Annotated in this window: 11 protein-coding genes and 1 pseudogene; 7 read left to right on the forward strand and 5 right to left on the reverse strand. The window is 73.9% G+C overall.

The window, feature by feature from the left end; translation table 11 throughout:
• Positions 1-23 precede the first annotated feature (23 nt).
• Positions 24-1,979 (reverse strand): glycoside hydrolase family 5 protein, encoded by a 1,956-nt coding sequence (locus tag ACFYNO_RS11770; RefSeq protein ID WP_388009320.1) that lies wholly within the window; start codon positions 1,977-1,979, stop codon positions 24-26.
• 506 nt (positions 1,980-2,485) lie between these two features.
• On the opposite strand from ACFYNO_RS11770, the gene ACFYNO_RS11775 reads away from it, so the two are divergent.
• The gene (locus ACFYNO_RS11775) at positions 2,486-3,868 is read left to right on the forward strand and encodes a hypothetical protein (protein WP_388009323.1); all 1,383 of its coding nucleotides are present in this window, start codon (positions 2,486-2,488) and stop codon (positions 3,866-3,868) included.
• Positions 3,869-4,217: 349 nt separating this feature from the next.
• Positions 4,218-5,564, forward strand: a complete 1,347-nt coding sequence (locus ACFYNO_RS11780) for a beta-1,3-glucanase family protein (RefSeq protein ID WP_388009326.1) — start codon at positions 4,218-4,220, stop codon at positions 5,562-5,564.
• A gap of 60 nt (positions 5,565-5,624) precedes the next feature.
• Here ACFYNO_RS11780 and ACFYNO_RS11785 read toward each other — a convergent pair whose 3' ends face one another.
• Genes ACFYNO_RS11785 through ACFYNO_RS11795 form a run of 3 tightly spaced genes read right to left on the reverse strand, consistent with a single transcriptional unit; the run spans position 5,625 to position 8,394 of the window.
• Positions 5,625-6,668 (reverse strand): LacI family DNA-binding transcriptional regulator, encoded by a 1,044-nt coding sequence (locus ACFYNO_RS11785; protein WP_388009329.1) that lies wholly within the window; start codon positions 6,666-6,668, stop codon positions 5,625-5,627.
• Between the two features lie 32 nt (positions 6,669-6,700).
• On the reverse strand, positions 6,701-7,399 hold the full coding sequence (locus ACFYNO_RS11790; RefSeq protein ID WP_388009332.1) for a response regulator: 699 nt from the start codon (positions 7,397-7,399) through the stop codon (positions 6,701-6,703).
• Positions 7,396-8,394, reverse strand: coding sequence for a sensor histidine kinase (locus tag ACFYNO_RS11795; protein WP_388009335.1), 999 nt, complete (start codon positions 8,392-8,394; stop codon positions 7,396-7,398). The genes ACFYNO_RS11790 and ACFYNO_RS11795 overlap by 4 nt, the downstream gene beginning before the upstream one ends.
• Positions 8,395-8,746: 352 nt before the next feature.
• Here ACFYNO_RS11795 and ACFYNO_RS11800 point away from each other — a divergent pair, with 352 nt between their 5' ends.
• From ACFYNO_RS11800 to ACFYNO_RS11815, 4 genes are all read left to right on the forward strand, one after another.
• Positions 8,747-9,658, forward strand: a complete 912-nt coding sequence (locus ACFYNO_RS11800) for an ABC transporter ATP-binding protein (protein WP_388009338.1) — start codon at positions 8,747-8,749, stop codon at positions 9,656-9,658.
• Positions 9,655-10,500, forward strand: coding sequence for an ABC transporter permease subunit (locus tag ACFYNO_RS11805; protein WP_388009341.1), 846 nt, complete (start codon positions 9,655-9,657; stop codon positions 10,498-10,500). The genes ACFYNO_RS11800 and ACFYNO_RS11805 overlap by 4 nt, the downstream gene beginning before the upstream one ends.
• 181 nt (positions 10,501-10,681) lie before the next feature.
• Positions 10,682-10,933: a DUF6296 family protein gene (locus tag ACFYNO_RS11810; RefSeq protein ID WP_388009344.1), complete on the forward strand. Its 252-nt coding sequence runs from the start codon at positions 10,682-10,684 to the stop codon at positions 10,931-10,933.
• A 268-nt stretch (positions 10,934-11,201) separates the two neighbouring features.
• A complete protein-coding gene (locus ACFYNO_RS11815; RefSeq protein WP_388009347.1) occupies positions 11,202-12,365 on the forward strand; it encodes a glycoside hydrolase family 3 N-terminal domain-containing protein in 1,164 nt (387 codons plus the stop codon).
• Between the two features lie 66 nt (positions 12,366-12,431).
• Here the strand turns inward: ACFYNO_RS11815 and ACFYNO_RS11820 are convergent, their stop codons facing one another.
• Positions 12,432-12,626, reverse strand: a complete 195-nt coding sequence (locus ACFYNO_RS11820) for an SRPBCC domain-containing protein (RefSeq protein WP_388009350.1) — start codon at positions 12,624-12,626, stop codon at positions 12,432-12,434.
• A gap of 30 nt (positions 12,627-12,656) precedes the next feature.
• Here ACFYNO_RS11820 and ACFYNO_RS11825 point away from each other — a divergent pair.
• Positions 12,657-13,043: pseudogene (locus tag ACFYNO_RS11825) on the forward strand (TIGR03086 family metal-binding protein); the annotation flags it as partial.
• Positions 13,044-13,083: the final 40 nt, after the last annotated feature.

The raw sequence follows: 13,083 nt of genomic DNA on the forward strand, positions 1-13,083 counted from the left end.
CCACGGCCTACCCGGTCCGCGCGTCAGTTCAGCGGACGGCAGAGCAGCGCGTCCGGCACGCCGTAGTGGAGCCACTTCCAGGTGTAGGCGACGCCGGCCAGGTACTCGTTGTCGGCGCACTGGCCCTTGTAGTAGCCCGGTGCCCAGTCGCTGGCGGTGGAGCCGCCAGTCGCCGGACGGTTGTCGCCGTGGTCGAACCAGACGTCGTGGCCGCCCGTCGGCAGGGCCTTCGCCGCCGGGGTGCAGAGCAGGGCGGACATCGCGTTGCCGTTGACGCTGTAACCCGTGGCGAAGGTGTTGTCGGGGCACTGCAGCTTGTTGTAGCCGGAGGCCCAGTCGCCCTCGGTGACGTAGCGCTCGTCGGTCACCGCGGTGGGTGCCGCGCCCGAGGGTGCGGGCTGGCCGGCGTCCGTGCAGAGTCCCCGGCTGTCGCTGCGGCCGAGGCCCACCAGGCGTTCGGTGTCGGGGCAGTTGCCCTTGCGGTTGCCGTAGGACCAGTCGGGCTGGGCAAGCATGGCGGCGGAGACGTCCTGGTCGGTGTGGTCCAGGTCGAGCAGGTTCCAGTGGTTCACCGGCGCGACCGGGCCGGTCAGCGAGGGCGCGGAGACCAGCTTGTTCCAGTCGGTCGCCCGCCAGTCGCCGCCGTCCTCGACGCCCAACCGCCGGCCGGCCGAACTGTAGGAGACCATCGCCCAGTTGTCCTGCGGGTTGCCGTTGCCGTCCAGCCAGCCGATCAGCGGCCAGATGGCGAAGTCGGTGTCGTTGGCGGCCAGGATGCCGGTGAAGTTGTCGAACCAGGCCTGCTCCTTGGTGTCGCTCTCACCGCGTCCGGCCGCGCCGAACTCGCTCACCCAGACCGGCGCGGTGAAGTGCTGGCCGGACTGGGTGACGAACAGCGCCTCCTGGTTGACCACCTGCGCCAACTGGTCCGGGGTGAAGTCCTCGTAGCGCGGGTCGGAGGTGGCGCCCAGGCCGCTGCCCGCGCCGGTGTTGGCCGGGCCGGTGTAGGCGTAGAAGTGCGCCGAGTAGACCAGCTTGCCCGAGTCGATCAGGGTGTTGGAGAGCGTGGCCACCGGTGTGAGCATCGGCCGGCCGTGCGAGGTGACGGCGGTCGGGATGCCGTACCAGTTGATGCCCTCCATGACGACCAGCATGTCCGGGTCGGCCTGGAGGATCTGGTTGCCCGCCTCCTCGAACGCGCTGTACTCGTCGTGGCTGTCGCCCATGCCCCAGTTGGGGTCGTCCCAGGTGTCGCGGCGCACCTCGTTGCGCAGGTCGGCACCGACCACGCGCTTGTTGGCCTTGTAGCGGTTCACCATGAACAGCCAGTCGGCTTCCCACTGTTGGGTGCTCTGCCCGCTGTTCCAGCGCTCGTTGCCGTCCAGGCCGCAGCAGAACCGGTAGCTGGTGGTGTGGTTGTTGAGGATCACCGCGAAGCCGTCGGCGGTGAGCGCCGCCACCACGGCGTCGTAGACCTGCAGCGGGGTGTCGCCCTTGAGCTGCGGGTTGGCGGCCACCGCGGAGTCCGGCACGGTGCTGGTGTCGTGGATCAGCGCGTCGGCGAACGGCAGCCGGATCGCGTTCAGGCCAAGGCCGTGCAGGTCGGCCATGATGGTGGCCAGCGGGGCGCGGTCCAGGCCCAGCGGGATGTCGTTGGAGACCTGCCCGGCCTGGTTGTCCGCCGGGTCGGTGGTCGAACCGCTGCCCTCCCAGGTCCCTTGTGCGCCGGACCAGTTGCCGGCCTTCAGCTTGAACCGGTTGCCGTCGGCGTCGACGATGTAGCGGCCCCGGGTGCTCAACGGACCTGTCCAGGACGCGGAGAGCTGTGACCCGCTCTGCGGGGCAAGCAGCGTGGGCGAGTTGGCCGGACCGGCGGCAACCGCGGCGGCCGGCAGGCCGAGCAGGGCGGTGGCACCGGCGGCCGCGAGGGCGACCAGCCGGGCGGGTATCGGAACGCGGGCGCGGCGAAGCGCTGTCATCACGGCTCCCAGGAGGGTGGGTGAACGGGGTCGGACGGCTGGTCGGGCCCGTCGGGAACCGGCTCCCGGGGGCACGTGCAGCGGCCGTCGGAGGCGGAACGGACCGGCCGCCGCTCGCACTGCCCGGCGAACGGGCGGCCCCGTCCCGACATCCGGCGGCCCATCAGAGTGGCACCGTCCGACGCGGTGGCGAACCAAGAGTTGCATAGACATGAAGAATCAAAAAGGGTCAGCCTGAGGGAACTTGGCACTTTTCCGAACACGGCCGAACACGCTACCCTACGGTCCGGTAACCGGTTCTCAGGCAGCTTCACGCACCTTCACCCGCCCCATCGCGCGCCCGCCGTCACCCTCGGCGGGTGCCGATGCGGCCTGTCCGCGCACGTTCCGGCGGACGGGGCCGGCCGGCGGTTCCCGCACGTGAGGCGGCTCGGCGGCCGCGTCGTGGATCCCGGCACGGCCGCCGTTCCGCACCCTCCGCACCCTTCCGACCCCGAAGGCGACCCGTGTCCATCCGAAGGTTCACCCTGCCCGTCCGAAGGTTCACCCTGCCCGTCCTCGCCACCTCGGCGCTGATCACGGCCTGGGGCTGCGCCCTGCCCTCGGCCTACGCCGCCGATGCCGCGCCGCAGGCCGCTCCCGCCACCACCGCGCGGACCGCGCTGGCCGCGCCCGGCGCCACTGCGTCCGGCGTCACCGTGGCCACCCCCGCCGGCTCCGGCCCGGCCGCCAAGGCCGATGCCCCGGACCTGGCGCTCTCCTCCTACGACGCTCACAGCGGCCAGGCCGTGCTCACCGCGCACGACACCGCCTCGTCGAAGGCCGCCGCCGGGCTGCACCCCGGCCAGCTGATCGACAGCCCGCCCTCGGCCGGCGCCCCGCACGGCGCGCTGGTCAAGGTCACCGGCGTCCAGCACACGCCCGACGGGGCCAGGGTCACCACCCGCCCCGCCACGCTGCCCGAACTGCTGGGCCACACCAACGCCAGCCTCCAGGCGCCCGTCGCCCCGGCCGCCTTCTCGATCCAGCCGCAGATCCAGGGGCTGCAGGTCAGCCTCAACGCCACCGGCATCACCAGCGGCAACGGCTCGATCTCCGGCGGCCTGGGCCTGACGGCGAACGCCACCGTGCCGCTGCCGAACGGCTCCAGTGCCACCCTGGACGGCTCGGTGGAGCTGAACCCGACCATCGACTTCTCCTACCAGGGCGGCCTGGGCGCGCTGGCGCCGCAGCAGGCCCGGGTCGGCTTCACGCTGGGCGCGCACGCCGACTGGCACGTGGCCGCCGGGCTGACCGCCACCGGCACCCCGCTGAGGATCCCGATCGCCACGCTCGGCGCCAGCCCGGTGGTGATGGTCGGCGCGCTGCCCGTGGTGGTCAACCTGGACCTGGTGCTGACCGCCGACATCAGCGCCGACGGCACCGTCAGCGTGGACGCCCAGCAGAGCTACGACGGCAGTTGGGGCGTCCACTCGGACTACGCGCAGGGCAAGGGCTGGACCACCAGCACCGACCCCAGCACCTCCACCGTGACCCCGCTGAAGCTGGACCTCAGCGGCGACGGCTCGATCAGGACCGGCCTGGAGGCCGAGGCCTCGGTCTCGCTCTACGACGCGCTCGGCGTCAAGGCCTCGATCGAGCCCTACCTGCGCACCTCGCTCAAGGGCTCGGTGGTGCTGGACGGCACCGGCGCCGCGCCGGTGGTCCACGGCACGGTCGGCCTCTACGGCGGCCTGGACATCAACGGCGCGCTCTTCGCCCGGCTGGCGATCCTCGGCACCACCCTCGCGGAGCAGGACCTGCCGTTCCTGAACTTCGAGAAGGAGTGGCCGATCGACAGCTGGTCCACCCCCGCCGGCACCACGCTGCCCGGCATCAGCACACACTGACGGACCGTCAGAACGTGATCTGACGGACCGACAGTTCTACGCCGCGGCCCCGGAGTTCCACCTTGCTCGGGGCCGCGGCAGGTGACACACGCTACGCCACGAGCGCACCGGATCCACACCCGGGACCACCCCGGTCCGGACCTTTTCGCTACTTCGGGAACGGCCGAGAAAGCGCTCTCTCACCACAACTCCACGGTTTCATGCCTTGACATCAACCCGATTGGCTCCTAGAAACTTTCCTGCGAGAAAGCGCTCTCTGACCTACCCTCAGGCCGCCAGGTCCGGTCGGCGGGCGCCTTCCACCGCGCGACCCCCACCCGTACCCTCGCGCGCCCCAAGGAGCCGCACCATGACCGGGTCCCGTCGCACCACCTCGACCCCGCACCGCAGCCCGGGCCTCGCCGCCGTGCTGATCACCGCCCTGCTCGCGAGCCTGCTGCTGGTGCTCGGCCAGCAGCCGGCCCGCGCGGCCGACACCCTGCTCTCGCAGGGCAAGCCGGCCACCGCCTCCTCCACCGAGAGCGCCGCCTTCCCCGCCTCCGCGGCGGTGGACGGCAACACCGGCACCCGCTGGTCCAGCCAGTTCAACGACCCCCAGTGGCTGCAGATCGACCTCGGCAGCACCGACTCCATCACCCAGGTGCAACTCGACTGGGAGACCGCCTACGCCACCGCCTTCCAGATCCAGGCCTCCACCGACGGCTCCACCTGGACCACCCTCTACTCCACCACCACCGGCACCGGTGGCAACCAGACCCTCAACGTCTCCGGCACCGGCCGCTACGTGCGGCTGTACGGCACCCAGCGCGCCACCCAATGGGGCTACTCGCTCTGGGAGTTCCAGGTCTACGGCAGCCCGGCGGGCGGCGGCGGTTCCGACCCGTTCTGGGGCGACACCAGCACCATTCCCGCCGCCCAGAACGTCATCGAGGTGAAGATCCTCAACCGCACCAACGGCGCCTACCCCGACAGCCAGGTCTACTGGAGCTTCAACGGCCAGACCCACTCCGTCGCCGACCAGCCCTATCTGGACATGCCCGCCAACTCGGCCGGGCGGATGTACTTCTACCTCGGCGCCCCGAACGGCCCGCTCTTCGACTTCATCGAGTTCACCGTCGGCACCGGCGTGTTCAACGGCAACACGACCCGGGTGGACGCCTTCGGCCTGCCGATCGCGATGCGGCTGCACGCCAAGGACGGCTACGACGTGCAGGTCGGTGAGACCCAGTCGGTCTTCAACGAGAGCCGCACCCAGCTCTTCCAGGACTTCACCAACGCCGTGCCGCAGGAGTTCAAGGTGCTGGCCCAGACCCAGGCGCCGAACCGGATCATCGCGCCGGGCAGCGACCCCAGCTTCCAGGCCGCCGGCGTGAACGCGAACTACTTCACCGCGTACGCGAACTCGGCCGGCGTCTCGGCCGCCACCTCGGACATCTTCGGCTGCGCCGGGGCGCTGGCGAGCAACCCGAGCGAGTGCGCCGCACTCAACCGCCACGTGGCCACCCTGCCGCAGTCCACCTGGTCCGACCCCACCCAGTACTACCGGTCCGCCCCCGCCAACTACTACGCCAAGTTCTGGCACGACCACGCGATCAACAACCTGGCCTACGGCTTCCCGTACGACGACGTGGCCGGCCAGTCCTCCTTCATCTCGCACGGCAACCCGCAGTGGCTCGAGGTCGCCGTCGGCTACTGACCCGTAGGAGGACCATCCAAGCAGAACCGACGGGCCGCCGGCCCACTGGCCGGCGGCCCGTCAGCTGCTTTCACGCACCACCAACTCGGGCTGGAACACCCGGGATTGCAGCACCCGCCCGGGGTCGGCGATCTGGTCCAGCAGCAGTTCGGCCAGCTGCGCGGCCATCGCCTCCACCGGCTGGCGCACCGTGCTCAGCGGCGGGTCGCAGGTCACGGCCGCCACGCTGTCGTCGAAGCCGACCACCGCCAGCTGCCCGGGTATCCGCACCCCGGCCCGGTGCAGCGCGCCCACCGCGCCGAGCGCCATCAGGTCCGAGGCGACGAAGACGGCGTCCGCCTCCGGCGCCGCCGTCAGCAGCTCGCGCATCGCCGCCGCCCCGCCGACCTGGGTGAAGTCGCCTTCCGCCCAGCCTTCTTCGACCAGTCCGTGGTGGGCCAGCCGGTCCCGGAAGGCGGTCAGCCGCTCCCGTCCGCCAGGGGTGTCCAACGGCCCGGAGACGGTGGTGATCCGGCGCCGCCCGCGGGCCACCAGGTGGTCCACGGCGAGGAACACCCCGGCCCGCTGGTCGACTTCGACGAAGCTGATCGGCAGCGGATCGGCCGGCCGCCCGGTGAGCACCGCGGGCACCCCGGCCTCGGCCAGCGCGGCCGGCAGCGGGTCGTCGGTGTGGGTGGAGACCAGCACCACGCCGTCCACGTGGCCCTGGCGCAGGTAGTTGAGCAGTTGGCGGCGGGAGGGCTCGTCGTCGACGATCGCCAGCACCAGCTGCACTCCGCGCGGCCGGACCGTCTGGGTCACCCCGTTCACCACCCGGCCGAAGAACGGGTCGGCGAAGATCTGCCCGGCGCCCATGTCGGAGACGGCCAGCGCGATCGAGCCGCTGCTCCGGGTGACCAGCGAGCGGGCGGCCAGGTTGGGCAGGTAGCCGGTCGCCTCGATCGCCTTCTCCACCGAGCGCCGCAGCTCGGCGGCGACCGAGGAGTTCCCGTTCACCACCCGGGAGACGGTGGCCCGCGACACCCCCGCCACCCTGGCCACGTCGTTGAGCGTCACCTGTGCCCCGCTCATGGGCTTCTCGGACCTGTCGGGCTTGTCGGCCATGACAGGAGTTATACACGCCTGCGAACGGCGGTTCATCCGTCGAGGGAGACCAGTCCGCAGCGGTGGGCCAGGATGGCCAGCTGCACCCGGTCCCGGGCGCCGGTCTTGGCGAGCAGCCTGGTCACGTAGGTCTTCACCGTGCCCATGCTGATCACCAGGTCGGCGGCGATCTCGGAGTTGGACCGGCCCTGGCCGATCAGGGCCAGCAACTCCCGCTCCCGGTCGGTGAGTCCGCTGATCGCCCCGGTCTGCGGGGCGGGCCGGGCGGCCGGCTCGGGGCGGCCGGCGAACTCGGCGATCAGCCGCCGGGTGACGCTCGGCGCGAGCAGCGCCTCGCCGGCCGCGACCACTCGGATCGCGGCCAGGATGTCCGCCAGCGCCATGTCCTTGACCAGGAACCCGGAGGCGCCGGCCCGCAGCGCGGCGTAGACGTTCTCGTCCTCGTCGAAGGTGGTGAGCACCAGCACCCGCGGGGCGTCCGGGGCGGCGGTGATCAGCCGGGTGGCCGCGATGCCGTCCGGCACGGCCGGGCCCTGCGGGTCGTCCGGGCGCGGGCGCATCCGGATGTCCATCACCACCACGTCGGGGCGCAGCTCGGCGGCCAGCCGGACCGCTTCGGCCCCGCTGCCGGCCTCCCCGGCCACCTCGACGTCCTCGGTGCCGGAGATCGCCATCTCCAGCGCGGCCCGGACCAGCGGCTGGTCGTCGACCAGCAGCACCCGGGTGCTCATCGGCCTGCCAGCGGGAGCCGGGCGGCGACCCGGAAGCCGCCGCCGGTGCGCGGTCCGGCCTGGAACTCGCCCTGCAGCAGCGCGACCCGCTCGCGCAGGCCGATCAGGCCGTAGCCGCCGCCCTGGCCGGTGCCCCGGCCACGGCCGCGGTCGGTGATCTCCACGGCCAGCCGGTCCGGGTCGGCGCAGTCGACGGCGACCCGGCAGGAGCGGGCGCCGGCGTGCCGGACCACGTTGGCGACGGCCTCCTGGATGATCCGGAAGGCGGCCAGGTCGACGTCCGGCGGCAGCGGGCGCGGCTCGCCCGCCCAGTGCACCTCCACCCGGACGCCGGCGGCGGTGGTCGCGGCGGCCAGCCGGTCGAGGTCGGCGAGCCCGGCCGCCGCCTCCGTCCCGTCGGCGCGGTCGGCCGCGCGCAGGGCGCCGAGCATCCGGCGCAGCCCGGCCAGGGTCTCCCGGCCCGCCGTCTCGATTTCGGCCAGCGCGGTGCGGGCCCGGTCCGGCCGGGTGTCGAGCACCATCCGCGCCGCGCCCGCCTGGAGGGCGACGACGCCGATGCTGTGCGCGACGGTGTCGTGCATCTCCCGGGCGATCCGCAGCCGTTCGGCGGTCACGGCGCGGGCGGCGAGCTGCTCGCCCAGCGCCCGGGCGTGCTCGGCGGACTGCCGGATCGAGCGGCCGACCAGCCAGGCGATGACCGCCAGCAGCACGCCCTGGTCGGAGCTGCCGAGGTGCGGGGCGCCGCTGGTCACCTGGTAGGGGCCGAGGGCGAAGAGGGTGCCGGGCGCGGGCGCGCCGTCGAAGGTCTCGGTGGTCAGCCCGATGGCGTTGTCGCGGACCAGGCCGAGGTGGAGCAGCAGCACGGCGAGCACCAGTCCGAGCGCGGCGCGCGAGGTGCGGCGCGACTGCCGGGCCGTCACCAGGCAGAGCGCCACGTCCACCGCGAGCAGGGCGGAGGGCGGGAGTTGGGTCTGCGCGCGCCAGCCGCCGGCCACCGCGACCGAGGCCAGGGTGAGCAGGCCGAGGGCCGGCAGCGGCCACCGCCGGAGCGCGGCGGCGGCGGCGAGGACGAGCAGCGTGGCGAGGGTGAGCGTGCCCGGATCCCAGTGGCCGCCGGATGGCCGGCCGCCGACCGCGACCGCCGGGTAGAACGCCGAGATGCACCAGGCGCACCGTCCACACCGCGGGCGGTACGCGTCTGAGCAGGGGCAGCGCCGGAGTCATGTCCGCGATCCTAGCCAGTCGCATCCGAACGGCCATCCGACCGCGGGTGTACAACCGGGGTCGGACGAAGTGTCAGCCCTGCTCCGATGCCCTGCGGGTGCCGCCGCGGGCACTGTGGTGGGCATGATCGAAGTCCATGAGCTGACGAAGCGCTACGGCCGTGCCACGGCCGTTGACCGCCTGAGTTTCACCGTGCGGCCCGGCCGGGTCACCGGCTTCCTGGGGCCGAACGGCGCCGGCAAGTCCACCACCCTGCGGCTGCTGCTCGGCCTGGCCGCCCCGACCGCCGGCAGCGCGACGATCGGCGGCCGCCCGTTCCGCGGGCAGCCGCGCGGGCTGCGCCGGGTGGGCGCGCTGCTGGACGCGGGCGAGGTGCACGGCGGCCGCACCGGCCGGGCGCACCTGCGGGCGCTGGCGCTGGGCAACGGGCTGCCGCGCGAGCGGGTGGAGCAGGTGCTGGGCGAGGTCGGGCTGGCGGGCGCGGCCGACCGGCGGATCGGCGGCTACTCGCTGGGCATGAAGCAGCGGCTCGGCATCGCGGCCGCGCTGCTCGGCGACCCGCCGGTGCTGCTCTTCGACGAGCCGCTGAACGGGCTGGACCCGGAGGGCGTGCACTGGGTGCGCGGGCTGTTCCGGCGGCTGGCGGGCGAGGGGCGGACGGTCTTCGTCTCCAGCCACCTGATGAGCGAGATGGAGCACACCGCCGACGACCTGGTGGTGGTCGGCCGCGGGCGGCTGGTGGCCTGCGAACCGCTCGCCGCCTTCGCGGCCCGCGGCACCCGCTCCTCGGTGACCGTGCGGACGCCCGAACCGGAGCGGCTGGCGGGCCTGTTGGCGCGGGAGGGTGCCACGGTGGCGGCGGACGGCCCGGATGCCCTGGCCGTGACCGGCCTCGAACCGGCGGCGATCGGCGCCCTCGCCATCGAACACCGGCTGCTGCTGACCGAGCTGACCAGCCATCAATCCTCCCTGGAACAGGCCTTCCTGGAGCTGACCGCCGACCACGCCGAGCACCGCACCGGAGGCCCCCGATGACCGCCGTCCCAGCCCCCGTCCCAGCCCCCGTCTCAACCCCCGGCCACCCTGCCCGGTTCCGCGACCTGCTGGCCGCGGAGTGGCTGAAGTTCCGCTCCCTGCGCTCGACTTGTCTACTGCTGGCGCTGAGCGCGCTGGCGGTCGTCGCCGTCAGCCTGAAGGCCGCGACCTACACCTGTGCCAACTCCTCCCCCGGCGCGCCCCGGTCGGCGGTGGCGCAGGTCGCCCTGGACGACTCCTTCGGCACCCTGGCGATCACCCTGGTGATGATCACCGCCGGCAGCATCGGGGCGCTGGTGATGGCCGGCGAGTTCGCCTCGGGGTCGATCCGGGGCACCCTCGCCGCCGTGCCGGCCCGCCGGTCGGTGCTGGCGGCGAAGGCCTGCGTGCTGGCGGCGGCGATGTCCGGCTACGGCGCCTGCTGCGCCGGGGTGTCGTACGGACTGGCCCAGGCGGTGCTGTCCGGCCACCGGGCCGCGGTGGGGCTCGACTACCCCGGGGCACTGCGGTTCGTCGTGGCCGCGGCGCTCTTCGCACCGGTCTGCGCACTGGCCGGCCTCGGCCTGGGCACGCTGGTGCGGCACCCGGCGGGGGCGGTGGCCGCGACCGTGCTGGTGCTCTTCCTGCTGCCGTCGCTCTGCTCCGACCGCTACGCCTGGTCGGCGGCGCTCTCGCACCTGATGCCGCTGACCGCGCTGCACCGACTGCTCGAACTGGACCCGGCGCACTTCGCACCGTCGCCGCACCCGGCCTCGGTGGGCGGCGCCTGGCTGGCCTTCGCGCTCTGGGCGGCGGGCGGCACGGCGCTCGGCGCGGCGCTGCTGCACCGCCGGGACGTCTGACCCGGCCCGCACCGGCCGGCCCTGCCGGACCGGCGACCATCCGTACCCGGTCGGTGACTCTTTGTTGAAGAGTATACGAAGATGGCCATGCCAAAGAGGGTTGATCCGGCTCGAACCGGGCATGCGCCTGTGGAAGCGGCCGGGACTCGCTCCGGACCGCACCCCCCGAGGAGGTCGGATCGTGGATCTCGTCCAGCGCTATGCCGTCTCCCTACCCGGCCCGGTCGGCTGCCATCGGGCGGCCACCGTGGTCGTGGTGCACTGGACGCCGAGGTCGGTCGGCGGACAGACCGTCTACACGGACGACAGTGGAGACTTCCAGGTGGCGATCGACACCGACGGCGTGGCCAGCAGGTTGGACGCCGAGGACGGCCACCAGCACCAGTGCCTGTACGCGGTACCCCTGCCGCGTTCCGGTTCGTCCCTGGGGTGACCCCCCGCCCGCTGCCCGGCGACGCCCTACCCGGTCGCCGGGCAGCGGCCTGCCCGGGGACCGGACGGGACCGGCGACGGGGGCGGGACCGGGGAAGGGGAAGGCACAGGGACCGGAGACAGGGACGGGACCGGGCAGGGCGGCCGGCCACCCGGGCGGAGCATTCACCCGGGTCCGCACCGCGTCGTGCGGAACTGTTGGCTCCGGGTAGGCGATCCTCTACCTGACACCCGCCCCGCCAAACCCGCCCGCCAGGAGGACGCCGCCCGTGCCGACGACGACCCGTGCCCGCCGGATCGCCGGCTGCCTCGGACTGCTGCTGCTCGCCACCGGCTGCGGCGGCTCCCGGCCCGCCCGGCCCGCGGCCGCCGACGCCTCGCCCCTGCCTGCCGCGCCCACCTCGGCCGCCGCCCAGCTCGCCAAGCTCACCCCGGACCAGCTCGCCGGCCAGCGGGTGGTCTACTCCTACCAGGGCCCCACCCCGCCCGAGCAGCTGCTCACCGCGGTCCGCACCGGACGCGCGGCAGGCGTGATCTTCTTCGGCGGCAACACCGCCGACCCGGAGCAGTTCCACGCGGCCGTCGCCGCCCTCAAGCAGGCCCAGCAGGACAGCCCGGTGCACCAGCCGCTGCTCCTGATGACCGATCAGGAGGGCGGCCTGGTAAGGCGGTTGCCCGGCGCACCCGACCTCTCCGAGCGGGCGGTGGGCACCGCGCCGGACCCGGCGGCGGCCGCCACCTCGGCGGGCGCGCTGGCCGCGGCCAACCTCACTGCCTACGGCCTCAACGTCAACCTCGCCCCAGTGCTCGACGTCTCCCACCAGGACGGCGACTTCATCGACCAGCACCAGCGCTCCTACGGCCAGGACCCGGCGGCGGTCACCGCCCTCGGCCGGGCCTTCATCACGGCCCAGCAGCAGGGCGGCGTGGCGGCCACCGCCAAGCACTTCCCGGGCCTCGGCACCACGCCGGCGGGCGCCGACACCGACACCGGCCCGGTGACCCTGGACGTCTCCAAGGCCCGCCTGACCACGGTGGACGAGGCCCCCTACCCCGCGGCGATCGCCGCCGGGGTCGACCTGGTGATGCTCTCCTGGGCCGTCTACCCGGCCCTGGACGCCGCGCACCCGGCCGGGCTCTCCACCACCGTGGTCCGCGGCGAACTCCGCGGGCGGCTCGGCTTCAAGGGCGTCACCGTCACCGACGCCCTTGAAGCCGGCGCCCTCGCCGCCTACGGCGACCCCGGCAACCGCGCGGTCGCCGCCGCCGGCGCCGGCATGGACCTGCTGCTCTGCTCGGCCCAGGATCCGAACCAGGCCGCCGACGCCACCGCCGCCCTCGCCGACGCCCTCGCCGACGGCCGCCTGGATCACGCGGAATTCACGGCGGCGGCCGCCCGGGTGACGGCACTGCGGGCGAGCCTGGGGCGGTAGCGCCGTGCCGTGGTCCGCCGGCGGTGGAGGGCGGGCGAGCCGGCCGCACCACCAGGCCGTCCAGCCCTACCCCCGCACCCACGGGTCCGGCCCCGGGTCCCTGCCCTCCGCCAGCTCCACCACCCGATCGAGGTAGTGCGCCCACCCCACCCCGTGCGGCGCACGCGCCTCCGGCGGCAGGTCGCTGTGCACCAGCCTCAACAACGTGCCCTCGCCCTCCGCCGCCAAGGTCACCTCGACCGTGCTCGCGCCCGGCGGCACTGAGCCGGGGCCGAACGGGCCGCCGCCAAGCTCCCCCGGAGCGGCAGCAGCGCCACCACCCCCACCGCGCCCGCCGAGGTGGCCGCCGGCGCCGAGCGCGCGGTGGCCGCCTGGCTGCGGCCGGCCGCGCTGGAGGGCGAGACGGACTTCGGGCCGGGCGTCATCCCGGCCGGGATCGCCGCCGCCGTGACCCTCCAGGAGCTCGGCCTGCACGGCTGGGACCTGGCCCAGGCCACCGGGCAGCCGTTCGCCGTCGGCGCGGAGTCCGGCACGGCGCTGCTCGGCGCGGTCCGGCAGATCGCCGACCAGGCCCGCGCCAACGGCGGGTACGGGCCGGAGCTGACGGTCCCGGACGGCGCCTGCGACTTCGACCGGGCGCTCGCGCTGAGCGGCCGCAACCCGGGCTGGCAGCGCTGAAAACCTGATTGTCACCTCGCGTACCACCTCCTACGGTGGC

Source organism: Kitasatospora sp. NPDC006697 (genome assembly GCF_042869935.1).
In the GTDB taxonomy this organism is placed as follows: Bacteria; Actinomycetota; Actinomycetes; order Streptomycetales; family Streptomycetaceae; genus Kitasatospora.

What these genes read in the sequence shown, in the direction of transcription:
- ACFYNO_RS11785 (WP_388009329.1), bottom strand. Translation starts at nt 6,668, where the DNA reads ATGGCCGACAAGCCCGACAGGTCCGAGAAGCCCATGAGCGGGGCACAG.
- ACFYNO_RS11780 (WP_388009326.1), top strand. Translation starts at nt 4,218, where the DNA reads ATGACCGGGTCCCGTCGCACCACCTCGACCCCGCACCGCAGCCCGGGC.
- ACFYNO_RS11790 (WP_388009332.1), bottom strand. Translation starts at nt 7,399, where the DNA reads ATGAGCACCCGGGTGCTGCTGGTCGACGACCAGCCGCTGGTCCGGGCC.
- ACFYNO_RS11805 (WP_388009341.1), top strand. Translation starts at nt 9,655, where the DNA reads ATGACCGCCGTCCCAGCCCCCGTCCCAGCCCCCGTCTCAACCCCCGGC.
- ACFYNO_RS11800 (WP_388009338.1), top strand. Translation starts at nt 8,747, where the DNA reads ATGATCGAAGTCCATGAGCTGACGAAGCGCTACGGCCGTGCCACGGCC.
- ACFYNO_RS11770 (WP_388009320.1), bottom strand. Translation starts at nt 1,979, where the DNA reads ATGACAGCGCTTCGCCGCGCCCGCGTTCCGATACCCGCCCGGCTGGTC.